Source organism: Jiulongibacter sp. NS-SX5, assembly GCF_052828545.1.
This window is the reverse complement of the sequence record NZ_CM128248.1, coordinates 2106772-2133466: the sequence shown is the minus strand read 5'-3', so window position 1 is coordinate 2133466 and position 26695 is coordinate 2106772. Positions and strand designations below refer to the sequence as shown.

Genomic DNA, 26695 nt, shown 5'->3' with positions numbered 1-26695 from the left:
TGGTATAGTAAAGCCTTGAATCCTTTAAAATGGCCTATTTTTTAGGTTTTCGGCGAATTATAAGAATCGCTGAAAAAGCTCATTTCTGTTTTTTACTTCTAGTTTGGCGTATAGGTTTTTTGAGTGATATTTCACTGTGTGCAGAGAAATAAACAAAGATTCGCCTATATCAGAATTGCTTTTGCCAAGCAAAATCTGGTCAAGTACTTCCAGTTCTCTTTCTGACAATTGGTATTGATTTTTCAGCTCAGAAATATTTCTGTTCAGGGCTTTTTTTGGAAGAGAATAGTTTACTGTTTCTCCCGTAGCATTTTCATTCTTGATAGTGTAGAATATGGCAAAGGTTGTGAAGATAGCCTCTAAAACACCAGCGAGCATCAGGGTGAATTCAGTTGTATGAAGAAATGGGATATTCAGCTTTTCAAGAAAAAAGTAGTCGAATGAAAAAAGGAATGAGAAGCTAAAACCACCGATAAAGAATTTCGAGGTTGTATGGGAATAATGGATAATAGAATGAACAAAGTAAAAGCCCAATATCAAGATGGCAATGATATCTCCGGCAAGTAAAAAGTAAGTGAAGGGTTCGTTTTGAGGATAATGAAAACCGTACAGAATAAGGGCTGCACTTAGTAGGGTAGTAAAGAAAATGTAATGTTGTTTTTTATGTTGAACTGCCAGGTAATTAATGGCAAACAAAGCACCGAACCATGGCACAGCTACATGAGCCAGCAAGTTAATTTCTCTGGAAAATGGAATGCTAAACAGTTGTTGCTCCTCAAATCCTGGTTCTAATAAAAGGCCGATTGCACAAGAAAGTGTATAAAAGAAATAATAGAGAGAGGACTTCTTATTATAGAGCAGGTAAATAAATACTTGTGTGATACACAAGAAAAAAATTAAACCCAAATAACCTCCAATGAGTATCGTGGCGTTCATTTATTAGGCGATGCAGAGCAATCTAGTTATCAGCGAAGATAATTCTTTTGCTTTTCGGTTAGTTATCTAAATTAGTCGACTCACGACTTGTTTACAATGATAACCTAGCTATACGACTAATTCTTCTCAGATTTTGCCTATTGGAGGCTCAATGTTGGCCTTCATTTCTTTTCAATAAACGTCTCATCGAACTTCACATCCCATCTGATTTCAGTTTGAGTTGTGCCATTGTCAAAGTCGTATAGGAAATCGAAGTCTGCTTTAATGCTATATTGACCAGCTGAGAGTTTTGTTATTTCTAAAGAGCCCTCTGCGCCTTTATATTCGTTAACAGGGACACAATAACAAGAATATCCATAGAACGGATCAAGTTCTAGAATTTCATTATCGAGATATGTGCCAGACTCAAAATCTGCTGGCAATTCGAATGCCATAATAGACTGAAACTCGTCATCTGCTATTTGAGGATTGTCTTCATATTTATAAAAGTGTACAAAGACCAGCTTTTTCCCCTCTCGTATTTTGAAACGGTCCTGGGTTCCAAAGTCCGTTTCTTTATTAATTTCCAATTTGGCATTTTCGTAGTATACCGAATTTGACTCATTTCCCGTTTCATGTGGGATGACTTCGCCGGTTACACATGCATTTAGTAGTAGGAGCAAGGCTGGAATCAGTAACTTCATAATTTTCTTGTTTTTAATTGAATGCAGATTTGAAGTGAAGGGCTGTATGAACATAGAAATTTCTTTTTGGAAATAAGTGTGCTATTAGCAGTCTTCTTTTGTGTAAATAATGATTCATAGTTGGTGTACAAAGTAAATAGCTAACCTGCTTCCATAAATAGACGCCAAATTCAGACATTTAAGAGTTTCTAAAATTCTTTCTGTAGTTTTTAAAAAATTTTAAAAATAGATTCTTAATTTGCTGTGCATTAAGAATCATATTAACCTTAACCAAATGTCTGAAAAGAAATCAACAAATATGTCGGCGTTATATACGCTGATGACCGTGTGGTTTTTCTGGAGTTTCGTAGCGGCGTCTAACGGTATCCTTATTCCACTATTCAAAGAGAAATTTGAGCTATCGCAAACCCAGGCTCAGTTGGTAGATTTTGCCTTCTATGCTGCCTATTTTGTAGGTTCATGGCTTTACCTGGTGTTCTCCAAGTTCACAAAAACAGATATCCTTAATAAAATTGGTTACAAAAACGGTATCATCATAGGCCTTGCCCTTTCGGCTGTGGGTACTATTCTGTTTTATCCTGCTGCAGAAACGCAGTCCTACGGGATGCTCTTAGGAGGTCTGTTTATAGTAGGTTTAGGTTTTAGCTTACAACAAACCGCCACTCAGCCATTTATGATTGCCCTTGGACCACCGGAAACAGGTGCTTTGAGAATTAATATGGGAGGAGCGGTCAATAACTTTGGTGGTACCATCGGTCCAGCATTGGTTAGTTATGCTATTTTCGGTTCTATTTCGGCAGACGCTGCAGCAAACGCTTCGATTCAGGATGTGAAAATCCCTTACTTGATTTTAGGAGCACTTTTCGTGATAGTAGCAGTATTTTTCTGGGTATCTAAACTGCCTCGCGTTAAAAACGACGAAGAGGTAGAAGTAAATAACTCCATTCTTCTTGGACCTCTATTTTTGATTGCGGTTTTTGTGATCACTTCATTAGTGGCCAGCATAGAAACGGCTATTATCACATGTTTCTTTATCATGGTGCTATTCCTTATTTACGCCATGTTTAGAGGGCTTAAGGCCGGACCATTGACGGGAGAAGAAAAAACAGTATTTGACTACCCGCAAGCCCTACTGGGGATGGCTGGTATTTTTGTCTATGTAGGTGTAGAAGTTACCGTAGGTTCAAATCTTGGAGAATACCTGCAAGCCACAGAAAACCTGGATTCTTCTCAAATTTCAAAATACGTTTCGCTTTTCTGGGGTTCCATGATGATAGGTAGATGGACTGCGGCCATGCCGGCCTTTAATCCTTCTCCGATTTGGAAGAAGATCCTGACATGGGTGGTTCCATTCGGTGCCTTTGGCATCGTTTTATTTGCTAATTCACTATATAGTGGAGATGTGAGTGATCTTTACCCATATGCGTTCTGTGTGGTTGTAATGGTTTTGGCGTTTATAGCCAGCAAAGAAAAGCCGGTTTTGATTCTGTTAATTTTTACCGCCCTAGGTGCATTAATGACAATGATCGGAGTATTGACGGAAGGTAAAGTAGCCTTGTTTAGTTTAATCTCGGGTGGTCTTTTCTGTTCAATCCTATGGCCAAGTATCTTCTCTTTAGGTACTGCTGGTTTGGGTAAGTTTACCAACCAAGGTTCGGCCTTGCTGATTATGATGATTCTAGGTGGGTCCATTTTGCCGGTGATTCAGGGTAAGTTCTCTGATATTGCAGGTATTCAGACTTCTTATATTCTGGCAGCAGCTTGTTTTGCATACTTATTCTTGTTCGGTATTGTAGCACAGCGTACCTTGAGAAAACAAGGTATTGACTTTGACGCCGAAGTGGCGAAGTCGGCCGGTAAAAGTGGTCATTAAGTATGAATTTAGAATATCATATACGAGAAATCACAAAGAGCGACCTTGAGTCGCTCTTTGCTTTATTTAAGGAATTTACTGAGTTTGAAAAAAGACCTGAGGCCCTAAAAAACTCCTTAGGTAGAATGCAAGATGAAGCCGATCTTCTCAAAGGATTTGTCGTAGAAAATGATGCGAAGAAGTTGGTGGGTTATGTTACCCATTATGAAGCTTACCATACCTGGAGTGGTAAAGCACTTCACCTGGACGACTTGTACCTAAAACCGGAATGCAGAGGGAAGGGGCTCGGTTCTCAGCTGATCCAGAAAGTGATAGATTTGGCTAGGGCTCAGGGCTGTTATAAGGTGAAATGGATGGTTTCTCATTGGAATGAGCCAGCCAAAGAGTTTTATCGTAAACTGGGTGCCGAGATTTCTAACGTAGAAGAAACTTGTGATTTAGTATTATAATATGGAAGCAAGAATAATCAGTTTGGATGAAAAAAAGATGGTGGGCATGATGATGCCTATGACTTTTCAAAACCATAATCCCGGGGCTCTTTGGGGGCAGTTTATGCCAAGAAGAAATGAGATTAAAAACAGAATAGGTACTGACTTTTACTCTTTACAGAAAGCTGATGAAGGTATGGTCATGACCGATATTATACCTTCAACTACCTTTGAAAAATGGGCTTTGGTAGAGGTATTAGACTTTGAAAATGTACCCGATAGAATGCAAACGTTCAATTTGCCTTCCGGGGACTACGCTGTTTTTACGCATGTTGGAAATACTCCTCAAGGTTTTATGGAGTCCATAGGTTATATATTAAGTCAATGGTTGCCTAAATCAGGCTATGTTTTAGATAGTCGACCTCATTTTGAGGTACTTGGAGCAAAATACGATAGAGCTAATCCAATGTCTGAAGAGGACATTTACATACCGATAAAAAAAGCTTAAAGGACTTCCTTTAGGTCAATCCCAAGTTCAAGAAGAATAATTCCTATTTTCGCTGAGTTTTGAACCCCAACTAAATTCAATGAGAAGGTCTTTTTTTATTCTTTTTCTCCTTTCCCAATTCGTTTCTATTGCCCAGCCGCCTCCTCATGAGCGTTTGGTAGAGATTATCGTTTCACCCAATAAGCCAAACTGGACTTATCAGCTGAATGAAGAAGCGGAGTTTCTGGTAACTGTTCTTAAGAACAAAGTACCTCTCAAAAATACTACTGTTCACTATTCAATAGGTGAGGAGCAGATGCCTTTTGAGGTAGAGCAGGATGTTTTTTTGGAGAATGGCTCGGTGTTGTTAAGAGGTGGTTCGATGAGCAAACCTGGCTTTTTACGCTGTGAGGTATCGGCCAAAATTGAAGGAGAAATGTATTCCGCAATGGCTACGGCCGGCTTTGCTCCAGATAGCATAATGGCCACTGTGAAAGAACCTTATGATTTTCAGTCTTACTGGTCAAAGGCAATTGCTGAAAACCGTAAGCTGCCTATGGATACCAAGATGGTCTTACTGCCAGAAAGGTGTACAGAAAAGGTCAATGTTTACGAAGTCAGTCTGCAGAACTGGAAGCCCGGAGCTCGCCTGTACGGAATTCTTAGCATACCAAAAAAGCAAGGAAAGTACCCGGCCGTATTGAAGGTGCCCGGGGCGGGAATTAGACCATATTACGGAGATGTGCAGTTTGCAGAAGATGGAGTGATTAGCCTTGAGATAGGAATTCATGGGATTTCGGTGACAATGCCTCAGAAGAATTACGATGACCTATTGGCTGGTTGGAATAATCATTATTGGAATAACGGCGTACACGATAAAGAGCAATTTTTCTACAAAAGAGTCTACCTGGGCTGTGTGAAAGCCAATGATTTCCTGTGCTCTCTTCCACAGTGGGATGGAAAGAATTTGGGTGTGATGGGTAGTTCACAAGGTGGGGCTTTAAGCCTTGTTACCGCAGGTTTAGATGAGCGAGTAACGGCTGTAGCACCTGTTCACCCCGCTATGTGTGATATGACTGGCTATCTGGAAGGACGAGCCGGTGGCTGGCCTCATTATTTAAAAGAAAAAGCAAAATGGGAGGAAGGTGCCCACGAGCAGATTTTAGAGACTATTTCTTACTACGATGCCGTGAATTTTGCTCGTCATATTATTGCCCCTGTATGGTTCTCATTTGGTTTTAATGATAATGTGGTGCCTCCAACATCTATTTACGCAGCCTATAATAGCATCAAAGCTCCAAAAGAGAAGTATCTGGCACTAAACTCAGCTCACTGGGTATACCCTGAGCAAATGAAGAAACAAAGAGCCTGGATGATGAAGCAATTGAAAGGCAAAACCTCAAATAAATAAGTTGATGAACAAATTACTTTACCTATTACCATTTATGGCCATTTTGATGGCTTGTCAAAAAGAAACTGAGGAAGTATCATACCGTCCACAGCATCATTTCACTCCCCCACAAAATTGGACGAATGATCCGAACGGAATGGTTTATCTCGATGGAGAATATCATTTATTTTATCAACATAACCCTTTTGGAGATAAATGGGGGCATATGAGTTGGGGACACGCGGTGAGTGAAGATTTGATGAACTGGGAACATCTCCCAATTGCCATTCCGGAATTTGACAATGGAGATGGTTCTACTTCAATGATTTTTAGTGGCTCGGCAGTGATAGATAGTGCAAACACCTCCGGATTTTTTGATGAGGGTTTTACCAAAGGTATGGTCGCTATTTTTACTGTTCATGTAGATAGCAGCGGTCAGGGGAGAGGGCAATACCAGAGTATAGCCTACAGTACAGATAAAGGGCGTACCTGGACACATTACGAAAAGAACCCGGTTCTTGATCTAGGGATGAGAGATTTCCGTGATCCCAATGTAATTTGGAACGAGCAAAGAGAGAGCTGGCTGATGTCAGTAGTTAAACCTCAGGAGTACTTGGTACAGTTTTATGAGTCCAATGACCTTAAAGAATGGTCTTTATTAAGTGAGTTTGGGAAACAGGGAGATACGACTAAAATATGGGAGTGCCCATCGCTTTTTGAGGTGCCAATTGAAGGTTCTGATGAAACCAAGTGGGCTTTACTAATTTCATCCGGACATAAAACACCGGGCTACATAGGCATGCAATACTTCATTGGTGATTTTGATGGTAAAACATTTAGTCCTCAAACGCAGTCGGAAGTTCTACAGGTAGATGCGGGTAAAGATTTTTACGCTGCTATACCATTTAATTCTCTTCCGAAGACTCATGAGAAACCAATAATTATGGGATGGACAACCAATTGGGCCTATGCCAATGATACTCCCACAAGTGGGTTTAGAGGCGGATTTTCTTTCCCTAGAGAGGTATGGGTTAAGAATATAAATGGAAGCTATACATTAATGAGCAAGCCAATTGTTTCTGAGCAAATAGAGACGGTGATTTTATCCAAAGAAACTTCAAAAGCGAGTTTTGACGAGCCTGTATTTCATGTACAATTGAGCGATCTGCAAACTCCTTTTAAATTGAAACTCCAGCAATCAGACGAAGTGTACACAAGTATCATTGTGGAGAATGGCGTCTTAAAATTTGATAGGACTAAAAGTGGAAAAGTTGATTTCAACTCTTCATTCCCGAGTATAGATACGATGGAAATTGGAGAGTTTGAAAATTTGGATTTGTATATGGATGAGTCGGTGATTGAGTTATTTGTTAATAATGGTGCCCACGTGATGACTCAACAAATTTTCCCTACTCAACGAGAGGTAGAGGTTATTTTAGAGTGATAGCACAATGAAGATCAATTATAACAACCGACGATTTCGACCCATTCAAAATACAGAAAATGGAGAAACTTCGGCTGAAACGATATTTATATATCAGCAGGCGGGTGGTATTGTTACTTCTGAATATAGCGGAGGTGAAATAATTAAAGGTAGTCTAATTGCTAAAGTCAATGATAAAGGAGAGCTGGATATGCGTTACCAGCAGATCAATACTAAAGGGGAATTTATGACGGGTATCTGTCATTCTACTCCTGAAATACTACCCGATGGCCGAATCAGACTTCATGAGAAATGGCAATGGACCAGTGGAGATAAATCTTCCGGAGAGAGTATTCTTGAAGAATTAGCATAAGAACCACTCAATAAATTAACCTATGTAAAAACGGGCCAATTAGCTCAAAAACTAGCTATTTTCGCCTTTAGAACTGAGAACGCTTTCTGAATGAGCTTCTTGGTTTGAAATTTGATTTATTCCTACAAACCAAACAACAGAATTAAGAATGAGCTTAGATTTTGGAAGACAAGAAGAAAGGAGTACAGTTTTCTCTGGAGTTCAGTCATTTTTAGATGGCAAAAAATTCAATGTGGTGGCCACAGATCATAATCGACCTTGGGGAGGTTTTTTTGTGTTAGACGAAAGTCAGGCACCGGCTTTTATAAAGGAATTCTTTCCTCATCTCTCTCTTGAAGACTTTGCAGGTTTTGAGAAACTCAGTCCTAAAATTCTTGTGGTAGCACCAGACCAACGCCTGAGTTGGCAATACCACCACCGCAGAGCAGAAATATGGAAGCTTATAGGCGGTGTGGCCGGAGTGGTAATTTCTGATACTGATGAACAAACAGACTTACAGACCTTGGCCATAGGAGATATAGTGAATCTAAAATGTGGTGAAAGACATCGTTTGGTAGGAACAGATGGCTATGGTATAGTAGCAGAAATCTGGCAGCATGTAGATAAGAACAATCCTTCTGATGAAGACGATATCGTCAGAGTCCAGGACGATTTCGGAAGATAAATAAGAGCATATTAACCAAAGGTGAATCTTGGTAAAATGTGTTAAAAGCCAGTTGATTTTATCGGTTGGCTTTTTTTTGTGCATAAAATATTTCACGGTGTACGCCGGTATTAGTGAACCACTATTATCAATTCGATTGTTTTTGTGCTGCTCAAGCAATTCTCCAAATCATAGATGAAAAAAATCGTACTTGCCCCAGACTCATTCAAAGGCTCATTATCTGCCAAAGAAATTTGCGAAAGCCTGGAAAGCTCAATTCTTGAAAAATTACCGGATGTAGATTTAGTGAAAGTGCCTTTAGCAGACGGGGGGGAAGGTTCTCTTGAGGCTATCAATACTGTTTTGGGGGCTGAGGAGGTTAAGCAGTTCGTGAAAGATCCTCTCTGGCGTACTACCACGGGTATGTACCTTAGAAAAGAAGAAACCGCCTACATAGAAATGGCCTCTGCCAGTGGATTACATTTGGTGAAGGAGAGCCAGCGAGATCCGGAATTAGCGACAACTTACGGGACAGGTCAGCAGATTAAGCATGCCGTAAAGAATGGCTGTACGGAGGTTTATCTTTTTGTAGGTGGCTCGGCCACCAATGATGCTGGTATAGGCATCGGGCAGGCTTGTGGCTTTAAGTTTCTGGATGCTGAGGGCAATGAGCTTCTAGCTGGCGGAGAATCTTTATCTGAAATCAGGTCATTAAAACTGCCGGACTCTCCTTTGGAGTTTAAAATGAAGGTGGTTTGTGATATAGATAATCCGTTATTTGGGCCAAACGGTGCTGCCTTTATTTATGCTCCGCAAAAAGGAGCTGACACTGAAATGGTAAACCGATTAGATGGAGGTCTTCAGAACTTTGCGGAGGTAGTTCAATCTCAATTAGGTAAAGAAGTTCATAGCTTTAAGGGTGCTGGTGCAGCCGGTGGTGTGCCTGCAGGCATGAAAACCTTCTTTGATGCTGAAATACTGCCCGGAACGCAAACAATCTTTAAAATTATAGATTTAGAGAATCATCTAATTAGTTCGGATTTGGTAATCACCGGAGAAGGTAAATTAGATGCTCAAACACTATCCGGGAAGTTAATTGCCGGGGTTGCTGAGTTAGGAAAGAAAATAGGAGTACCGGTAAAGGCTATTTGCGGTAAAAATGAATTAAACCAGAGCCAATTGCTGGAAATGGGTATTCAGCAAGTGGTGTCTCTCGTAGATGATGAGACAAACGTAAAAGAGGCCATAGAAAACGCCTCAAAGTTGATTAAGAAAAGAGTTCAGGCTCTTTTATAAGTCTAATCAGAAGAGAACCCTATTGTCTGTTGAGATAGGCTTGCTGGTAATCAGACCAAATTTCATAGATGGGGGCACCTTTAGAACTTAAACCGGAATGGTGCCATTCGTCATTGAAGACCTCGTAGTCAAACGATAATTCAGCTCCAACACGACTATCATCGCGACTGAAGAATTCGATTTTCTCTACATATTTTCCATCCACGGCCGTGTAAACTCCTCCACCAGTTCCACTAAGTTCGGCGGTTATGCTATTGAAGGCTATCCATTGAAATCGGCCACCGCCTAAAATTTTGATGGTTCTGCGATCACCCGGAGTCATATTTCTTAATTCACCTTCCCTTTTTCTACCTGTGATAACCCAAGTGCCATTTAGGTCATTTTCTTCGTCGCTTATTCTCTTCCATGTTTCCTTACGAGTTCCATGTTCAGTTTTGTAGGAGAACAATAAACGATTATCATCCAAAAAATTTAATTCACAAGGGATAGTCTGACTCACTTTTTCAGGGTCATAGGTATGAAAATCAAAGGTTTCTGTATAAGTGCCGTTAACGATGGAGTAAGTACCTCCTCCGGTACCTAAAAAGTGATTTGTCTCCTTTTCTTTGCTCGCAAAAACGAAATAGCCTTCCTGATAAATCATAACGGTTTCTTCGTTTTCAATGGGTTGATCATTGATGGCAGTTACACGCCATGAACCATCGAGAGTTTGCCCAAAGCACAGTGTGCTTAAAAGGAAAAAACAGAAGCCAAGAATACTTTTCATAAGGTTGAATATTTATGAGATAAAGATAAATAATTGGTGCTTGATTTAAAGCTGATTATTGACTTATAAAAGACTCGAAAAACGAACTTGAAAATCTGTTTTGATAGTCTTCAAGTAATAATTTTTGATTTTTAGCCCGGTCAAAATTTTGAAGCGAGTGAGAGACGGGATAGTATTGGTCTCCATTCAGAAAGTCAGTTAAAAACCTTAAACCTTGCATGTAAATCATAAATGAACCGGCATACGGGATAAGACCTTTTTCTTCCGGAGTTAGTACTTGTTCCATTTCAGATAAGTAACCTTCTATCAGAGCTTTGAGGTAGTCTTCTCTCACTTTTATTTGGCTCCAATTCTTACTGTTTTCATCCTCAGAGGAGGTATAAGTCCTCACCATATCTCCGAGATCAGAAATAAAATAGCCAGGCATAAGTGTGTCCAGGTCGCAAACAGTTATTGCTTTTTGACTATACTTATCAAAAAGAGCATTATTTACTTTAGTATCATGATGCTGAATGCGGAGGGGGATGCCGATTTTTTTACTTTGAATAGACTTAAAGGTTTCGAGAATACCTTTTTGTTGAAAATAGAACTGAATGAGCAGTTCTGCTTTTAGTTTTCTTTCTTTGGTCGTATTCTCAAGAGCATTTGTGAATTCTTGAAACCTAAAACCGAGGTTATGAAAGCGGTCAATGGTTTCTTTGAAAGGCGATAGATCTATATGCTCCAGATGCCTACTTAATTTGCCAAAGGCTGCTGCTGCTTGGTAAGCTTGTTCAGGCTTTGATAGCGTATCTAAAGAATATGAATTCGTGATGAATCTACTTAGCCTCCAGCACTTATTTTCTTTCTCTAAAAAAGCATTCTTATCCTTGGTAGTAATAATTGATGGGAAAATATAGTCAGGAGCATTTTGCGATAAGTATTCTGAAACCATCCTTATATTTTCAGACATGATCTCCGGCTTTTTGAATACCGTTGTATTGATTTCCTGTAAGATGAATTGACCACCATTAAGCGTCTTCACTCGGTATGTTTTGTGAATCAAACCAGAGCCAAACTCCTCAATTTTAAGGATTGAATCTGTAGTTATCCAATGAGAAAGAATTGGCTTTAAATTCATATGGTGATATTCAAAGAAAAAATTGTATTAAATGTGTCTAATTGTCAGAATTTATTCGTAATATAAGCATAAGATATGTGTTGAAAAGGAATTCATAATCTGCATGACACCGGCAATTATTTCAAACTTTTCACCAATAAATACTTTCACTTATGAAAACACATATCAACAAACTGACTTTAGCAGCCGGCTGTCTCTTTCTGTGCTTATCTTGTACTTCGTCCTTTGATGAAGAAGCCGAAAAAGCGGCGATTATGGATGTCATTGAAGAAGAAACCGAGTGTTTCTTCCGGCGTGACTACGACTGCTGGCAAGACAAATTCACCCACACGGAGTACTCTTATCAAGCCTGGAGCAATTCAGACGGCACTTTTGATGCTTCTGTGGGCTGGGAGAGTATCGAGAAAAATCTCGGGAAATACATCAAAGAAAACCCCTCTGAGCCGGAGGAGCCAGGCTCTAGTCACCCGGTAGTATTACGTAAAAATCTTCGGGTAAAATTCTATGGTGACGAGGCGGCTCACCTCACCTGGGACCAATACAATAGTGACCGAAGCCAGGAATACTTTTTACATTCTAAAGAAGTAAGGCTCATGGAGAAGGTAGAAGGTCAATGGAAAATAGTGAACGTTTCAGCCTTCTGGAATTATGTGAACAGAATTCCGATCTCAGAAATGAGCCCTAATTCATAAAACTTTTCAAGACGAAAAACCAAAGGCGGTATAGGAGTTTTAGAGCTCCTATACCGCTTTTTTACCATAAGTAAATCTCATCTGTAAATACCCAGCCCTTGTCTCCTCTACCTCTGTGCCAGTTTGGTAACTTTCTAATCGGCTTTGCAATTATTTTCAGGTATTTGTAGTCCTTCTCAAATTCGAAGCTGATGCCTTCAGCTTTCTTTGTGACGTAACCACTGAGTTGATCCGGCGTTTTTCTTGCTATTTTTTGCAATGACTCCGGAGCATTCCCTCCCCATAATTCCACCGAAACAGGTGGCATAATGTAGCTTCCGGCATCTATTAAGTAAGAGAATGTTAGCCCCTTGGCCTCTGATCCGGGTTCAATCAAAATCTCAGCATTATTCTCCTTAAAACCTAACCAACTGCCATCTTTGAAATTATCGATATCACCTGCTTTTTGGTCAATGACCGTTTGAGCTCCTTTGCCAGGATATTGCTTATTGGTCTGTGTTAATAGTTTAGAAGACAGGGCCTTATAAACAGAGCTGAAGAATGAAAAACTAACCAGATCACTTGCCAACCAGCCATCTTTGACGGCTCTAGCTTTTATATGCCCGTGATCTTTAAAGACAATAGGCTCTTGATAAACATTACCACTTAGGGTATCTGGTTCAGTATAATCTGTGGTGTAAACAATTTTGACATTCGGTAGAGTATGTTTCAGAACTACTTTTTCACCATTCTTTAAGACCTTATTCTTGTTCTCTACCAAAGGAGTATTTAGTTTAATGATCTCATTTGGATCAGCTTCATACCCCGTGTGGATATTAACACCTTGAAATTCTGAGTGCCATTTTTCAGCCGGGATTCCGGTGTCCCAAACGTACAAATCGGTTAAAAAAGAAAGCTCTTTCAATATATCAATGGAGCTGGTCTCCAGCTTGCAACCAGCTAAGCTAAGATGGTTCAAGTTTTCCAAGCCTTGGAGGTTTTTGAGTCCTTCACCTGTGATATCTGTTTGATTGAGATATAGGCTTTCTAAGTTTTTGAACTTGGAGAGATTTGCCAGATCTTCATCAGTTACGGGCATCTTGTTAAGATTTAAAGAAACGATTTGCTCCGCCAATTGACCCAATTGCTGAAGCTTGTCATTCTCAAACTTCTGACGCACAAAAAACGAAGCCCTCAAGGCCGGACTGTTTAAAGCCAAAGGCTCAATTTTTAGAAAAGGCGAACTAACCTCTGCTATTACAGATTCGTCTGCCGCTGTAAAGTCATATGATTTTTCCTTTTCAGAAAAATACTTCTTTTCTACCGCAGCCCTTAACTCACTTTTCTCTGGCAATTCTAAAGTGGTTTTACTGGTGTCAGCTCCTTCCTGTATCCAATTAACCAATATCGCGATCTCATCAGTAGAGAGCTGAGGTTTACCTTTGGGTGGCATATGTTTTTTCTCTTCCATTGGCAGCTTAATGCGTTCTGTCAAATGACTATTTATGGCATCACCTGCTACCCAGAGAGGACCGTTTTTGCCTCCTTTGAGCATCAGCTCAATACTACTCATGTTTAACCGGCCTTTCTGTTTTTGATCATTATGACAAGCAAAACATTTGCTCTCCAAAATTGGCAAAACTGCAGCGGTATATACTGGTTTATTGGCATCAAAGCTTTCTTCTTCCTCTTTTGCCCAGCTTTCAAAAAGGAAATTTTCACCATGGGTTATCTCGGCACCTAAGTGTCCGGTTATTAAAAGTATAACAAAGGTCAAGCCGGCGGATAGAATGAGTCTGGAATTACTAAATCTGTTATGAAAAAAGTAAAGCAAGGTAGCCTCAATGGCAAATGCCGCTCCCCACCATTTATGCCAGTAAAGGGCATCCGCATCATATCCGGGTTCTATGCTCAGAAACAGCCCCAAAAGTGCTGTCAGTACTCCAAAAAACGCATTGAGGATAGTGAGAATACCAAAAACTCTGGAAAATAGCTCGTCAGGAAATTCTTTTCTAAATATCAAAGCCAGGCAGCATATGAAGAAGACGCCAATAGGTAAATGTAGCACAAGGGGGTGCATTCTACCCAGTGGCTTTAATAGATTTGGAATTTCAAATGAGTTTTGAAAAATCAATAAGATGAGAAGGAGCCCTGTCAGGAAAATTAACAGGTACTCCAATATTTTACGCCATTGATTCATGGAATACTATACTAGTGGTCTTTACTTTCAATAGGTCCGAGGCTTTATGCCATAATTCCCGGAATTACTTTTCCGGCCACATCAGTGAGTCGATATCTACGCCCGAGATGTTTATAAGTCAATTTTTCGTGATCGAGACCCATCAGATGTAAAATACTGGCATGGAAATCATTCACATGTACAGGGTCTTTTACAATATTATAACCAAACTCATCGGTTTCACCATAGACTACCCCTGGCTTTACACCTCCCCCGGCCATCCAGATACTGTACGCTCTTGGGTGGTGGTCTCTGCCATAATTATCAGGCGTAAGTTTTCCTTGACAATAGTTCGTTCGCCCAAACTCCCCTCCCCAAATGACTAGGGTTTCATCGAGTAAACCTCTTTGCTTAAGGTCGGTGATTAAAGCAGCTGAAGCTCTGTCTGTCTCTTCTGCTTGTAGTGGCATCTGATCTGGCAGGTTATCGTGCTGATCCCAGCCCTGATGATAGAGTTGCACAAAACGCACTCCGGATTCAGAAAGCTTTCTGGCCAGCAGTACATTGGCGGCATAGCTTCCTGGTACCAGACAGTCAGGACCATACATTTTAATGATAGAATCTGGTTCTTTTGTGATGTCTGTTAGCTCAGGCACAGCAGTTTGCATTCTGTACGCCATTTCATATTGCTGAATTTTAGCCAGAACTTCAGGGTCTTGGTTCTGTTCAAAACCCATATGATTAAGCTCGGCCATTTTATCGAGCATCCTTCTTCTCTGTTTTTTATCCAAAGCTTCGGGGTCATTGAGGTAAAGAATAGGATCATCTCCACTACTAAACGTAACACCCTGGTGGGTAGAATCTAAAAAACCATTGGTCCAGAGTTTGGAGTAAACTCCCTGGCCATTACCTCTACCTCGGGAAAGTAATACACAGAAAGCCGGAAGGTTCTCGTTTTCGCTGCCTAGCCCATAACTAAGCCAGGCACCCATACTTGGTCTGTTTCCTACCTGTGCTCCAGTCTGCATAAAAGTTAAAGCAGGGTCATGATTTATAGCCTCTGTGTGCATTGACTTTATAATACACAGATCATCCACCACTTTTGCGGTATGAGGGAAAAGCTCACTAATCCAGGTGCCATTAGCACCGTATTGATTAAACTTAAATTTTGAGCCAACTAATGGAAACCTATCCTGCCCACTAGTCATCCCCGTCAATCGCTGATTACCTCTGATAGAGGCCGGCAAATCTTGCCCATGCATTTTACTTAGGGTAGGCTTATAGTCAAAAGACTCCAGCTGACTTGGTGCACCGTTTTGGAAAAGGTAAATGATACGCTTTGCTTTCGGTGCAAAATGCGAAATACCCGTAGGCAGAGCGTCACCGGCAGTGTCACCGCCACCTTTGAAAAGTTCAGGTATCATTAATGATCCTAAAGCTGCTCCTCCCAGCCCCACGGCTGTTTTGGCTAAAAAGTGACGACGGTTAATATTTAGTCGATGTTCCAGAAATTCTTTACTCATAACTATCTGGTGTTAAATTCTCATTAAAGCTTCTTCAAGGTTATAAATCAGTTGTATGGTATGCATCATTGCGGCGGTTTCTGATACGGGCCTAGCACTTACAGCTTTGTACTCTCCAATATTTAAGAGAGCTTTTGCTTTGTCTGGATTTTCTTTAAAATACTTTCGCTCTTGCTCGTAATAATCAAGCAATACCTCTAATTCATCTGATTTAGGAGTTCGGCAAATAATCTTTCTAAAAGCAAGGTCTAGCTTATTTTCTACGTCGTTTTTCTGAGTTACTAGCTTTTCAGCCAATACTCTGGAGGCCTCCTGAACTGTAGGATCATTGAGCATGCTCAGAGCTTGTAGTGGTGTATTGGTTCTCAAACGTCTCACCTCACATTGATCCCTGTTGCTGGCGTCAAAAATCAGCATCGAAGGTGGAGGTACAGTCCTTTTGATAAAGACATACATCCCTCTTCTGTAAAGGTCTTCGCCATGATCCTGAACGTATTTTGCCAGAAGCCCTCTTCCCGATGTAGCCACTTCCCAAATACCCTCTGGTTGATATGGTTTTACACTTGGGCCACCAATCTCTAGATTGAGCAATCCGCTGCTGTGTAGCACCACATCACGCACATGTTCGGCAGCCACTCTAATTCTGGAGGTTCTGGCCAGCCAAAGGTTCTCGGGGTCAGTTTTTAGGTGCTTTTCTGTGATATCAGAGGACTGTCGGTATGTAGCAGACATCACCATTTTCTTAACCATAGCCTTGATATCCCAGTCATTTTCCATGAAGTCTACCGCCAGCCAGTCAAGTAATTCAGGGTGAGTAGGTAAGTCCCCCTGCATTCCGAAATCTCCGGTAGTTTTTACAATTCCCTGTCCGTAGAATTGTTCCCATAGTCTGTTGACAAATACTCGTGCTGTCAGAGGATTTTCTTGATCAAAAAGCCATTGGCTTAAGCCCAATCTGTTTTTGGGATATTTTGATGTGTCAAAAGCCATAATACTCTCTGGTAGAGCGAAACCAACGGCTTCTCCATGGGCATCATAATTACCTCTTTCAAGAAGATAGGTCGGTCGGGTAATAGAGGAATCTTTCATGACCATGACCGCCATATCTGCACTGTCTTTCTTATTGACAAACTTCAATATGCTTTGTACATCCTCATCTGTAATTTTCATATTCGGAGGGTCTGCAAAAGAAGCATCTATGGTTCCAAAAAGCCCTTTTTCAGGTACCTGATTGAAAAAGGCAAAAGTGCTGTAATAGTCCTTTTGAGATATAGGATCATACTTATGATCATGACAGTGGGCACACTCAAAAGTCAAAGCTAAAAGCCCTTTTCCAAAAGTATTGGTTCTATCTGTAACGTATTCTATTCTATACTCTTCGTCTATAACACCCCCCTCTTGGGTAATCTTATGATTTCTGTTAAAGCCCGTAGCAAGGAGACTCTCCTTATTTGAGTTTTTAATTTGGTCACCAGCCAGCTGCCAGGTGACAAACTTTTGGTAGCTATAGTTTTCATTAAATGCATGAATCACCCAATCTCGCCAGGGCCACATAGTTCTCAAACCATCATCCTGGTAGCCATGTGAGTCGGCATATCTGGCCAGGTCTAGCCATGGCAGGGCCATTTTTTCTCCGTAGTGTTTACTCTTCAAAAGTCGGTCTACTACTTTCTCATAGGCGTCTTCACTTTCATCATTTATGAAAGCATCTTGTTCTTCCAGAGTAGGAAGAAGCCCGGTAAGGTCAAGTGTAACTCTTTTGAGTAAAGCCTCTTTGCTGGCCTCTTCATTGGGATTGAGGCCCTGAGCTCTCATTTTAGCATAGGCAAAATGATCTATTTCATTTTTAACCCAATCTTCATCAGCTTCTGGCAGATCATTTTTTTGCGGAGCAATGAAAGCCCAATGCGGCTTATATTCAGCTCCTTGATCAATCCACTTTTTAATGAGATTGATTTCCTCTTCAGTCAGTTTCAGGTTTGACTCAATTGGAGGCATCCTTAGCGTACTGTCTGAAGTGGTCATACGTAAGAAGGCTTCTGAAAGCTGAGGTTTACCTTTCACCAAGGCATGGGCTTCTGGGTTTTCCTTTAAAGCCGCATAGGCACCTTCGGGAGTGTCTAGACGCAAGTCTGCCTCGCGTTTGTTGGCATCGGGTCCGTGACATTGAAAACAGCGATCAGATAGAATAGGCCTGATCTGGAAATTATAATCCACAAGGTCTGAGTTCTTCTGTGAGCTCTCAGAGTTACAGGCATAAAACGTAATGCTAATAAAGAAGGAGCTAACAGCCAAGGCTGTCAGTAGTTTACGTTTTGTCATAGGTGGTCAATAGGTCAATGAAAATGTATTTTAAATTAATACATTTTTGACCCTTCACCTATTCAAAAGCGACCATTCGGTAGATTATATCGCCGCAAGCTCTAAAGTCTCTGCTGAAAAGCTTTCTGTCGTCCAGGCTTCTTTGATTGCTAATGCAGCCCCAATAGAGGCCGTATTCCTGAAATTGACCTTGTAAATGGTTTTGTCATAGAAAGCTTCAGAGAGCAGATTCATGAATACGCTGTTTTTGGCTAGTCCACCTTCTACGTAAATTTTTCGGTTGATCTGATGATCAATCGTCAGTCGGATGGAGGCAATTTGCTGAGCTACCAGATCCATGATGAACTGGTGGTAGGCTTCCTCTATACAGCTGAAAAGATTGAGGTTTCTTTCCATAAAAGGGCTGTCAAACATGGCCCCGAGTTCAGTCCCCTCCGGGCGAACCTGGCTAACGGTTTGACGAAGTTTTTTAACAATGGCTCGGTCAAACTTTATCTGAAGACAATGTTCTGGCGTCTGATGGAAATGTCTGGAAAGGTGCTGAACCTGTCTTGCATGTTCATTGCCACTGAACAGCCGAGCCATTCTTACGGGTTTACCTTCTCTATTAAGAATGCTGAAGCTATTATTAGGCAACTCGCTTAAAGATGCCGTTCTGTTATTGAAAGGATTCAGACAGGCCGTCCAGCCACCGGTACTCAGAAAGATGAATTGGTCGCTTTCAATGGATTTGAAACTTTGAAGCTCTGCAATTTTAGAATAAAGACCAGACCCATACGCGATGCCGTCTTTCTCTATGAATGAGGTAGACTCTTTTACCGGTAGTTTAAAAGAATGAAAGCCTTGATCATTTATCCATTGATGGTAATCGTTTTGATCAAAACTCCAGCATGCTGAATGACAGCCAACTGTACTGTAATCGTGAAAGTATTCACCGGTGAATATACTTTGAAAATACTGTGCGAGAGATAAACTCTTTTTTGCTTTTGCAAAGAGTTCTGGTTTTGTGTTTTTCAACCATAACAGCTGAAAGCCCACCGTCTGAAAACTATACTCGGTAACCTGCAGGTCTGTTTTCCAATTTGGGTAAGGTTCCAGGGCTTTTTCAATACTTTTGGTGATTTTGTATCCAAGGTTTCTTCGGATATCATAAACGGGCATAATGAGCTGGTGATTACCGTCCAAATGCACCATAGCCCCAACATACGAGGTAAAATTGACTGCCTTGAGCTTGTATTTTGAAGCGTTTTTATGTGTCTCTATTTCTTCTTTAATCCATTGGATTAGTCCAGGGAGATCTTCACACTCTACTCCGTCTTCATCACTGCTGTATGTTTTTTTCTCTTTCTTAGAGTAGAGAATGGAGAAGTTCTCATCAAAAACCGTCACGTATTTGAAGTGGTGTAAAACATCAAAAACCAGACAGGCATTTTTCATTGAGAGGAGTAGTTTTATATCTGTGAACAAAATAACACTCTTCGTCCTTTGATTCAAATCAAAAAGATTCAAATGTGATCGTTCTTTGTGGAACAAATAGAAATTCGTCTATAAACTTCTTATAAAGTACAATCTTAACGATCTTTGCCCACTTTCTGTGAAATCTAACAAAACTCTATGAATATTCTGATTATTGGTTCCGGCGGAAGAGAACACACATTAACCTGGAAACTTGCCCAATCTAAACAATGCAGCAAGCTTTTTGTGGCTCCCGGGAATGCTGGAACTGATGAAATAGCACTCAATGTAGACCTTTCAGTGACTGATTTTGAAGGGATCAAGGCATTGGTGTTGGAAGAGAAAATTGATATGGTGATCGTGGGGCCTGAGGCTCCATTAGTAGCTGGTATTGTTGATTTTTTCAAAGCAGATAAGCAATTGAAAAAGATCAGAATAGTAGGGCCAGATGCAGCAGGGGCTCAGCTGGAGGGTAGTAAAGACTTCTCAAAAGACTTTATGATGAAGCACGGTGTGCCTACTGCTTTTTCAAAGACTTTTACCAAGGATACCTTGGAAGAAGGTAAAAGTTATATTGAGCAGAATAAAGGACCGTACGTGTTAAAAGCTGATGGCTTGGCTGCCGGTAAGGGGGTTATCATCACCGAAGATGCCGCTGAGGCCAAGCAATCACTTCATGAGATGTTGGCTGAAGCTAAGTTTGGCGATGCCAGTTCAAAGGTTTTGATTGAGCAGTTTTTGAGTGGTATTGAGCTTTCAGTTTTTGTTTTGACTGATGGTAAAAATTATGTGATTTTGCCGGAGGCCAAAGACTATAAAAGAATTGGCGAAGCAGATACAGGACTGAACACAGGCGGAATGGGAGCTGTGTCTCCGGTACCTTTTGCAGATGAGGCCTTTCTCTCAAAGGTGGAAGAACAGGTTGTAAAACCTACTTTAGAAGGCTTACAGAAAGAAGGTATCCATTACGTTGGTTTTATATTTATAGGTCTCATGAATCAGGATGGTGAGCCTAAGGTGATCGAGTATAACGTACGAATGGGTGACCCTGAAACGCAGGTGGTTTTCCCAAGAATTCAGACTGACGCAGTTCGATTATTTAAAGCTGCTGCTGATGGAAAGCTCGATAAAGTAAAGCTAAAAGTGACACCTAAAACTGCCGTGACATCTGTGGTAGTGGCCGGTGGATACCCGGAAGCATATAAAAAAGGGGATGTGATGGACATTCCTGAAGCAGATAAGGACAAACTGATTTTTCATGCCGGTACGGCAATTCAAGGAGAAGAGGTAGTCACTAATGGCGGTAGAGTAATGGCCTTAACAGGTATGGCCAAAACCCTCAATGCTGCTGTCAAAAAATCTCAGAGTATGGCACGGAAAGTGAAATACAAAGGGAAATATTATAGAAAGGATATAGGTCAGGATTTACTGGCTTTAATCCAAAAATAATTTAATTTTGATTTGAGCCTTTAATATTAGGTGCTCTATTGAAATGAGTAAGTACCTCTGCACAGTGTCTTAGAAATGACGAAGAAGCAGGTAGCGAAGACAAGCGAGGTACGGTTTAACGATCCTTCTATAATGAAGGTGATGAATATATATTTATGGGATGTGGACAATGCTCCTCGGGAGGTTGCGGTAGTATTAAGCCGGCAAAAGACGAGGGCAAAACGAATTATATAGCAACCAAAGGTTGTGGAAGTAGTGGAGGAAGTTGTAGCACAGGATGTACGAAACTAAATTCTTTTGACTGGCTTTCTGATATGGAACTGCCTGCTGCCATGCGTTATAACGTGGTGGAGGTGAAGTTTAAAGGTGGTAGAAAAGAGTACTTCAGAAACACGAAAAATCTTCAATTATATACGGGCGATTTTGTGGTATGTGACATGCCTACGGGGTATCACATTGGCACTGTTTCTTTACAGGGTGAGCTCGTAAGACTTCAGCTGATTAAGAAAGGGATTTCTGACAATGACGAGATCAGGTCGCTGATGAGAGTGGCCAATGAGCGAGACATGGAGAAGCATGAGCAAGCCATAAATCGTGATCTCTCTACTATGTACAGAACCCGGGAATTGGTCAAAGATTTCGGTTTGAAAATGAAGGTTTCTGATGTGGAATTCCAGTCAGATAATAGCAAGGCTACTTTCTATTATTCTGCAGATGACCGAGTGGATTTCAGAGAGCTGATAAAAGCACTGGCGGGTGAGTTTAGGATCAGAGTAGAAATGAGACAGATTAGTCTCAGACAGGAAGCTTCTCGCCTTGGGGGCATCGGTTCTTGTGGTCGGGAGTTATGTTGCTCTACCTGGTTGAGCAGTTTTAAAAGTATTCCTACTGCCGCTGCTCGCTATCAGAATCTATCTCTTAACCCCGCCAAGCTTTCAGGGCAATGCGGTCGTTTGAAATGTTGTCTAAATTATGAGCTTGATACCTACGTAGATGCTCTTCAGGGCATCCCTAAGCTGCATAAGCCATTAATGACTGAGAAGGGCGAAGCGTATCTGCAAAAGACCGATATCTTCAGACGTCTGATGTGGTTTAGTTTTAAGAATGACTCTAATTGGTATTCTATTTCCTGCTCTCAGGTGATTGAGATTGTGGAGCTGAATAAGAAAGGGAAGAAGCCGATGACCCTGGAGAATATGAGTCTCATGGAGGATTTTGCGAAGCAAAAGCCAGCTTCAGTAAATAATGAGTTGGAGAAGCTTGACCGTAAGCTTTCAAAGGCTAATCCTTCAAAAGCCAAAAAGAAAAAGAAGCCTAATAAGAAAAGAGGAAACTCTCAGCAGGCTAACGCCAATACTGAAGCTAAACCTGAGGCAAGAAAGCCAAGGGGTGGTGGAAACAGGCCAAAGCCTAAGGGAGGAAAAAATCCTCAAAATCCTAATGAAGCTCAAGCTCAGGCTCAAGGAAATAAGCCGAACAGAAATAAGAATAAGAGGAGAAACAATAGAAACAGACCTCCTAAAAAAGAGAATAAAGGTGGCGAATAAGATCATTTTAATAGCCTTGATGTGTGCGGGTCTTCTGGGCTGCACAGATTCAGCTATCCATAAAGAAATTGTGGATTTTGATAATGCCGAATGGCAAATCGATGACATCAAGACGTTTAGTTTTGAGGTAAAGGATAGCTCAAAAACCTATCAGATTAATTATCTGCTCAGAAACGCCGTACAGTATCCTTATTACAATATCTACCTTAAAAGTTGGCTTAAAGACAGTACAGGATCAGAGCTTATTTCAGGAATGGAGGAGCTTATCTTGTTTGATGAGAAAACCGGAAAACCGAAGGGGGATGGTTTAGGAGATTTATTTGATCATAAAATCGGTGCAGCTAAATATCAGGAACTGCGTTTCCCGACCAACGGGACTTACACCTTTGAGATACAGCATAATATGAGGCCAGATCCATTGATGGGTATGCTCTCCATTGGATTTGAGGTGGTAGATAAAACCGAAACGAAATAAAAAAAGGCTCTTCATCTGAAGAGCCTTTTCTTTAAAATATGAGCAGGTAATTTATTATAAGCTGTCAATCAGCTTTTGGAATTTACCGTTCGTTCCACCAGACTTCTTAGAAAGTTCAAGTGCCGTTTGAGCATTTGATTTGGCTGCAGTAAGGTCGCCTTCAACTTTATTGATTCTTGCCATTTCGTAATGATACTCGGCCTTGACATTATCCTGTTGTATTACAGGCAATGCAGCAGCCATCCATTTCTTTACTGTTGGTAGGTAAGAGTTGTCTTTAAAGCTATCAATAAACACTCTGGAAATGTATACTAAAGCAGAGCCGTTGGTTTTGAGTTTGTCTACCATTTTCTGACCAACTTGTAGGGCTTGAGCTCCTTTGCCATCTCTGATATAGGCTTTTGATTCTAACTCCCAGGTAGCTCCGTCTACATATTGACCGGCTCCGGTATTGGTCATATACTGCTTTATTCTATTTATTTTCTCAATCGAATAATCTTTAGCTTTTGAGCTGTAAAGTGAGTTTTGAATAATACCCTGAAGCGTATTCTGTTCAGCTCCGGCATGGCCAGACTCTTTTTCAAATTCAGCAGCCTGAGCTACATTATTCAGCCAATATTTTGCGAAGCCATTGTCTACATCATTCACTGCTTTTTTAGTTAGCTCCCAGCTCTCTTTTGTTCCTAATTCTTCTTTCGGGAAGATTTTGAAAAGCTCTTCAGCGGCTATTGCTGTAGCAGAGGTATCTTTAATGACCTTACCGTAATTGGCGTAGTCTGTAAGGAATTCAAGGCTACGTTCTCCATCTGCAAAACGCTTAGCATAGCTAGAAGCTCTGGTGTCTTCATCCAGTGCTTGATCTGCATTGCCATTGATAGAAGCTACATTTGGGTCTGCCCCTGCCTGATGTACCAGGTTGCCGTCCCCATCAAAAAATAAGAACATCGGGAAACTCGGTAGCCAGATATTATGCGAATTCAGGAACTTCACTTGCTCTGCTTCTTCAACATTCAATTTATAATTGATGAAGTTAGAGTTATACTTGGTAGCCACTTCAGTATTCTTAAAGTAAGGCTCAAGAGCCTGGCAGTATGGGCAGTTTGGAGAATAACACTCTACAAAAAGTAGCTTGTTCTGATCTTTGGCCATTTGCATAGCGGTATTGATGTCAGTTTGCCAGGTAACCTCTTCCGTATTAATGGGTACTTCGGCTTGCTGCGAGTTGGATTTACAGCCGAAGGCCAAAAGCACCACAAGAAGAGAAAAGGTCTTAATAAAATGCTGTTTCATGTGTAATGATATTTTTGAGGATAATGGCGGTTCTTAGTTAAAGTGACGAACAACCATGGATTTTTCAGTTTCTTTTGGGATAATTAACGCTGGCGAAATTACTTACAAATAAGGAAACGACAAGTTGAGAAGTCTTGTTGTTGCTGTTAAATCCTTGTTAAACAAAACCATAATAGACTGATGTCGGTAAAAGTATACGGAATAAAGAACTGCAATACCATGAAAAAGGCCTTTACCTGGCTCGATGAAAATGGTGTTTCTTATGACTTTCACGATTATAAAAAGGTGGGTATTGATGATGCCAAAATAGAGGAATGGATGAGTCAGACAGAGCCCTCAAAGCTGATCAATAACCGTGGAATGACCTTTAGAAAATTCTCTGATGAGATGAAGGCAAACTTCGGAGATGCCGCCGTAGCAAAGGAAATGATGCTGGAGAACCAATCAGTAATCAAACGACCGATTATTGAAAAAGATGGTAAGATCGTATTATTTGGTTTTAAGGATGAGGAGTATGTAGAGGTGTTTAAATAAATGATAAGAAGTCGGCTGTAAACCAGTCGACTTCTTAAATATTTAATAACTCATACGTCTCTCTTGGCCATTCTCCGTTAGGTCGATGATAAATTGATGAGTTTTGAGGTTGGCTGTTAGTTTGGCTCTACTATCCTCATGTTTCCATTCAATAATGATCTCAGAATCTGAGGAGTTTAGGAACTCAGTGTTACCCTCAAACGCCGGATGGGTGTTTCTTAGCCTTATCAACTCAAGCTGCTGAATAACCACCTGTTTTTTCAATCCTTCCTTAATCTGTTCCAGACTGAGATTAGTTCGGTTGATTTCTTTGTGGCCTCCTTCACCAGCTTTGTCAGCGGCTTCATAATCGTTTTTACCTACAAATACATCAAGATACCAAACCTGAGGTATACCTGGCATAAAAAGCTGAATGGCTCTGGCCAAAAGCATTTTCTGGTCGCTTTCCCCTAAAGCACTGTAATAAGTGGCATTGACCTGATAGTAAGATATTTTCTTACCATCGGCTCCATAAAGGTTTTTTACCCGGCCGCCTCGGGCTAATACAAGTTCCATGATATCTTCAATTTCCTCATCGGAGAGCAGACCTTCCTGATATGTACCATTAACTTCTTTTCCTTTAAGGTCCAGCACGGGAATTCCATCATGGCAGCCCAGCATATTCACTGTTTTGAAGCCTTCTCTCAGAATATCATTGCCCCATTTCAATAGGGCAGTATTATTACCTTTTTCAAGAGTATGAATCAATAAGCCTGGTAAGAAAAAGTCGTAAATTACGTACCCTTCAGCAGCTACTTCATCATGAAGGTGAAGTCCGTATTCGGCGTGAATTTCAGGAAGAAGTTGAAGCTGATTTTTGGTGGCTATCTCGTTGATTTTAGCCAGGTAATCCCAAGTGCCCGGTTTGTTGTAAAAATTTGATTCACCTACTTCTTTATGCAGGTAGGCAAAGGCATCCAGGCGTAAGATCTGACATCCATAGCTTCCTACTTTGGCCAGAACCTCTTCATAAAAATCCCAGACAAGCGGTGATTTGCCATTTACATCCATTTGGCCAAGGAAGCTTTTTCGGCTATTGACCACTTTCAGAATATCTCTTTTTGAGTCCTCGTCTTTCCCGAAATCCAGAGATTTCAGATCGGAAGAACCTTCTAAGGCAGAATTGATCAGATTGGATACGGTTTCCGGTTCTTTGAGCTTGAGCTCACTTAAGTCTGAAGCAGTAAAAAGAGGGTAGCTTACCTTCTGGTAAAAAGTGTTCCAGTATGGTCTTTCAGTACCATCAGGGAAAGGCACATTCAGGATTGGCAAACCTGATTTACGCATGAAAAGCTTGTCTAAATACTCCTTTTCCGGAATGATGATACCCTCTTCATTCATCTCTCCATGACCTTCCCAGAAGTCATTCCAGTTGATGAAAAAGTCTTTGTATTCAGAATTATCTCCGTTTTTAAGGAGGTCTTTAAACTGCGGCGAAGCCACAGAAAGGTGATTCAGGACAATGTCAAACTTAAGGCGTATTTGCAGAGCTTTCAATGCCTCAATATCCTCTTCAGCTACTAAGTCAGTATTATGGTTATAATCAATGATGGAGAAGCCTCTATCAAGGTCGCTATTGAAAAAAGTAGGAAGAACGTAAAAGAGAGAAAAGGTATCTTTAAGCTCGGGCATCTGTAGCATGGCTACCAAGTCTCCCAGTTTCTCGCCTATACTATCGGGATAGGCATTAAGCATTACACCATTGCTTATAGAAGCAGTGCTTTCGGGTTTCATAAACTGTATTTTTAAAGTTTGGGAGAATTAATCCCATTTTTTCGTCTTAATGGCAAAGA

23 protein-coding genes are annotated in these 26695 nt (G+C 40.8%); 13 read left to right on the top strand and 10 right to left on the bottom strand.

Going from position 1 to position 26695, the window contains the following annotated elements:
- Positions 1–57: 57 nt before the first annotated feature.
- Both ACUXV0_RS09460 and ACUXV0_RS09455 read right to left on the bottom strand, forming a co-directional pair.
- Entirely contained in the window at positions 58–936 is an 879-nt protein-coding gene (locus ACUXV0_RS09460; RefSeq protein WP_446189304.1) for a LuxR C-terminal-related transcriptional regulator, read from the bottom strand.
- A 161-nt stretch (positions 937–1097) separates the two neighbouring features.
- A complete protein-coding gene (locus tag ACUXV0_RS09455; RefSeq protein WP_446189303.1) occupies positions 1098–1619 on the bottom strand; it encodes a hypothetical protein in 522 nt (173 codons plus the stop codon).
- A gap of 274 nt (positions 1620–1893) precedes the next feature.
- On the opposite strand from ACUXV0_RS09455, the gene ACUXV0_RS09450 reads away from it, so the two are divergent.
- The 8 genes from ACUXV0_RS09450 (at position 1894) to ACUXV0_RS09415 (ending at position 9532) form a co-directional block, all read left to right on the top strand.
- Complete coding sequence (locus tag ACUXV0_RS09450) at positions 1894–3492, top strand: MFS transporter (protein ID WP_446189302.1); 1599 nt, start codon at positions 1894–1896, stop codon at positions 3490–3492.
- A gap of 2 nt (positions 3493–3494) precedes the next feature.
- The gene (locus ACUXV0_RS09445; protein WP_446189301.1) at positions 3495–3941 is read left to right on the top strand and encodes an N-acetyltransferase family protein; all 447 of its coding nucleotides are present in this window, start codon (positions 3495–3497) and stop codon (positions 3939–3941) included.
- A gap of 1 nt (position 3942) precedes the next feature.
- On the top strand, positions 3943–4428 hold the full coding sequence (locus ACUXV0_RS09440; RefSeq protein ID WP_446189300.1) for a GyrI-like domain-containing protein: 486 nt from the start codon (positions 3943–3945) through the stop codon (positions 4426–4428).
- Positions 4429–4507: 79 nt separating this feature from the next.
- Positions 4508–5818, top strand: coding sequence for an acetylxylan esterase (locus tag ACUXV0_RS09435; RefSeq protein ID WP_446189299.1), 1311 nt, complete (start codon positions 4508–4510; stop codon positions 5816–5818).
- A gap of 4 nt (positions 5819–5822) precedes the next feature.
- Positions 5823–7241, top strand: a complete 1419-nt coding sequence (locus tag ACUXV0_RS09430; RefSeq protein ID WP_446189298.1) for a GH32 C-terminal domain-containing protein — start codon at positions 5823–5825, stop codon at positions 7239–7241.
- A gap of 7 nt (positions 7242–7248) precedes the next feature.
- Positions 7249–7593, top strand: coding sequence for a n-acetylglutamate synthase (locus ACUXV0_RS09425; RefSeq protein WP_446189297.1), 345 nt, complete (start codon positions 7249–7251; stop codon positions 7591–7593).
- Positions 7594–7741: 148 nt separating this feature from the next.
- A complete protein-coding gene (locus tag ACUXV0_RS09420) occupies positions 7742–8257 on the top strand; it encodes a phosphoheptose isomerase (protein ID WP_446189296.1) in 516 nt (171 codons plus the stop codon).
- A 174-nt stretch (positions 8258–8431) separates the two neighbouring features.
- The gene (locus tag ACUXV0_RS09415; protein WP_446189295.1) at positions 8432–9532 is read left to right on the top strand and encodes a glycerate kinase; all 1101 of its coding nucleotides are present in this window, start codon (positions 8432–8434) and stop codon (positions 9530–9532) included.
- Positions 9533–9551: 19 nt separating this feature from the next.
- Here the strand turns inward: ACUXV0_RS09415 and ACUXV0_RS09410 are convergent, their stop codons facing one another.
- Together ACUXV0_RS09410 and ACUXV0_RS09405 are read right to left on the bottom strand one after the other, a co-directional pair.
- Positions 9552–10298 carry a hypothetical protein gene (locus tag ACUXV0_RS09410; RefSeq protein ID WP_446189294.1) on the bottom strand — a complete coding sequence of 249 codons (747 nt, stop codon included), beginning with the start codon at positions 10296–10298 and terminating at the stop codon, positions 9552–9554.
- Between the two features lie 55 nt (positions 10299–10353).
- Positions 10354–11418, bottom strand: coding sequence for a phosphotransferase enzyme family protein (locus ACUXV0_RS09405; RefSeq protein ID WP_446189293.1), 1065 nt, complete (start codon positions 11416–11418; stop codon positions 10354–10356).
- Between the two features lie 152 nt (positions 11419–11570).
- Between ACUXV0_RS09405 and ACUXV0_RS09400 the strand changes: the two genes are divergently transcribed.
- Positions 11571–12110, top strand: a complete 540-nt coding sequence (locus ACUXV0_RS09400; RefSeq protein ID WP_446189292.1) for a hypothetical protein — start codon at positions 11571–11573, stop codon at positions 12108–12110.
- Between the two features lie 61 nt (positions 12111–12171).
- Here the strand turns inward: ACUXV0_RS09400 and ACUXV0_RS09395 are convergent, their stop codons facing one another.
- From ACUXV0_RS09395 to ACUXV0_RS09380, 4 genes are all read right to left on the bottom strand, one after another.
- Positions 12172–14268: a c-type cytochrome domain-containing protein gene (locus tag ACUXV0_RS09395; protein WP_446189291.1), complete on the bottom strand. Its 2097-nt coding sequence runs from the start codon at positions 14266–14268 to the stop codon at positions 12172–12174.
- A 65-nt stretch (positions 14269–14333) separates the two neighbouring features.
- Entirely contained in the window at positions 14334–15791 is a 1458-nt protein-coding gene (locus tag ACUXV0_RS09390) for a DUF1501 domain-containing protein (protein WP_446189290.1), read from the bottom strand.
- A gap of 12 nt (positions 15792–15803) precedes the next feature.
- Positions 15804–18113, bottom strand: a complete 2310-nt coding sequence (locus ACUXV0_RS09385) for a PSD1 and planctomycete cytochrome C domain-containing protein (RefSeq protein WP_446189289.1) — start codon at positions 18111–18113, stop codon at positions 15804–15806.
- An 84-nt stretch (positions 18114–18197) separates the two neighbouring features.
- Positions 18198–19550, bottom strand: coding sequence for an FGGY family carbohydrate kinase (locus ACUXV0_RS09380; RefSeq protein WP_446189288.1), 1353 nt, complete (start codon positions 19548–19550; stop codon positions 18198–18200).
- A gap of 177 nt (positions 19551–19727) precedes the next feature.
- Between ACUXV0_RS09380 and purD the strand changes: the two genes are divergently transcribed.
- The 3 genes from purD to ACUXV0_RS09365 all read left to right on the top strand — a co-directional run bounded on the left by purD (position 19728) and on the right by ACUXV0_RS09365 (position 23039).
- Positions 19728–21017, top strand: coding sequence for a phosphoribosylamine--glycine ligase (gene purD, locus ACUXV0_RS09375; RefSeq protein ID WP_446189287.1), 1290 nt, complete (start codon positions 19728–19730; stop codon positions 21015–21017).
- A gap of 155 nt (positions 21018–21172) precedes the next feature.
- Positions 21173–22564 (top strand): PSP1 domain-containing protein, encoded by a 1392-nt coding sequence (locus ACUXV0_RS09370; RefSeq protein ID WP_446189286.1) that lies wholly within the window; start codon positions 21173–21175, stop codon positions 22562–22564.
- The gene (locus ACUXV0_RS09365) at positions 22554–23039 is read left to right on the top strand and encodes a gliding motility lipoprotein GldH (RefSeq protein WP_446189285.1); all 486 of its coding nucleotides are present in this window, start codon (positions 22554–22556) and stop codon (positions 23037–23039) included. Before ACUXV0_RS09370 ends, ACUXV0_RS09365 begins: the two co-directional genes overlap by 11 nt.
- A 54-nt stretch (positions 23040–23093) precedes the next feature.
- On the opposite strand, the gene ACUXV0_RS09360 is transcribed toward ACUXV0_RS09365, so the two are convergent.
- Positions 23094–24329, bottom strand: coding sequence for a thioredoxin family protein (locus ACUXV0_RS09360; protein WP_446189284.1), 1236 nt, complete (start codon positions 24327–24329; stop codon positions 23094–23096).
- A gap of 180 nt (positions 24330–24509) precedes the next feature.
- Here ACUXV0_RS09360 and ACUXV0_RS09355 point away from each other — a divergent pair, with 180 nt between their 5' ends.
- Positions 24510–24863 carry a Spx/MgsR family RNA polymerase-binding regulatory protein gene (locus ACUXV0_RS09355; protein ID WP_446189283.1) on the top strand — a complete coding sequence of 118 codons (354 nt, stop codon included), beginning with the start codon at positions 24510–24512 and terminating at the stop codon, positions 24861–24863.
- A gap of 42 nt (positions 24864–24905) precedes the next feature.
- On the opposite strand, the gene ACUXV0_RS09350 is transcribed toward ACUXV0_RS09355, so the two are convergent.
- The gene (locus tag ACUXV0_RS09350; protein WP_446189282.1) at positions 24906–26636 is read right to left on the bottom strand and encodes an alpha-amylase family glycosyl hydrolase; all 1731 of its coding nucleotides are present in this window, start codon (positions 26634–26636) and stop codon (positions 24906–24908) included.
- Between the last annotated feature and the right edge of the window lie 59 nt (positions 26637–26695).

Coding starts and splice junctions, on each gene's coding strand:
- purD (WP_446189287.1), top strand. CDS start 19,728: ATGAATATTCTGATTATTGGTTCCGGCGGAAGAGAACACACATTAACC.
- ACUXV0_RS09370 (WP_446189286.1), top strand. CDS start 21,173: ATGGGATGTGGACAATGCTCCTCGGGAGGTTGCGGTAGTATTAAGCCG.
- ACUXV0_RS09455 (WP_446189303.1), bottom strand. CDS start 1,619: ATGAAGTTACTGATTCCAGCCTTGCTCCTACTACTAAATGCATGTGTA.
- ACUXV0_RS09420 (WP_446189296.1), top strand. CDS start 7,742: ATGAGCTTAGATTTTGGAAGACAAGAAGAAAGGAGTACAGTTTTCTCT.
- ACUXV0_RS09435 (WP_446189299.1), top strand. CDS start 4,508: ATGAGAAGGTCTTTTTTTATTCTTTTTCTCCTTTCCCAATTCGTTTCT.
- ACUXV0_RS09360 (WP_446189284.1), bottom strand. CDS start 24,329: ATGAAACAGCATTTTATTAAGACCTTTTCTCTTCTTGTGGTGCTTTTG.
- ACUXV0_RS09355 (WP_446189283.1), top strand. CDS start 24,510: ATGTCGGTAAAAGTATACGGAATAAAGAACTGCAATACCATGAAAAAG.
- ACUXV0_RS09450 (WP_446189302.1), top strand. CDS start 1,894: ATGTCTGAAAAGAAATCAACAAATATGTCGGCGTTATATACGCTGATG.
- ACUXV0_RS09410 (WP_446189294.1), bottom strand. CDS start 10,298: ATGAAAAGTATTCTTGGCTTCTGTTTTTTCCTTTTAAGCACACTGTGC.
- ACUXV0_RS09440 (WP_446189300.1), top strand. CDS start 3,943: ATGGAAGCAAGAATAATCAGTTTGGATGAAAAAAAGATGGTGGGCATG.
- ACUXV0_RS09425 (WP_446189297.1), top strand. CDS start 7,249: ATGAAGATCAATTATAACAACCGACGATTTCGACCCATTCAAAATACA.
- ACUXV0_RS09405 (WP_446189293.1), bottom strand. CDS start 11,418: ATGAATTTAAAGCCAATTCTTTCTCATTGGATAACTACAGATTCAATC.
- ACUXV0_RS09380 (WP_446189288.1), bottom strand. CDS start 19,550: ATGAAAAATGCCTGTCTGGTTTTTGATGTTTTACACCACTTCAAATAC.
- ACUXV0_RS09460 (WP_446189304.1), bottom strand. CDS start 936: ATGAACGCCACGATACTCATTGGAGGTTATTTGGGTTTAATTTTTTTC.
- ACUXV0_RS09415 (WP_446189295.1), top strand. CDS start 8,432: ATGAAAAAAATCGTACTTGCCCCAGACTCATTCAAAGGCTCATTATCT.
- ACUXV0_RS09385 (WP_446189289.1), bottom strand. CDS start 18,113: ATGACAAAACGTAAACTACTGACAGCCTTGGCTGTTAGCTCCTTCTTT.
- ACUXV0_RS09350 (WP_446189282.1), bottom strand. CDS start 26,636: ATGAAACCCGAAAGCACTGCTTCTATAAGCAATGGTGTAATGCTTAAT.
- ACUXV0_RS09430 (WP_446189298.1), top strand. CDS start 5,823: ATGAACAAATTACTTTACCTATTACCATTTATGGCCATTTTGATGGCT.
- ACUXV0_RS09400 (WP_446189292.1), top strand. CDS start 11,571: ATGAAAACACATATCAACAAACTGACTTTAGCAGCCGGCTGTCTCTTT.
- ACUXV0_RS09445 (WP_446189301.1), top strand. CDS start 3,495: ATGAATTTAGAATATCATATACGAGAAATCACAAAGAGCGACCTTGAG.
- ACUXV0_RS09390 (WP_446189290.1), bottom strand. CDS start 15,791: ATGAGTAAAGAATTTCTGGAACATCGACTAAATATTAACCGTCGTCAC.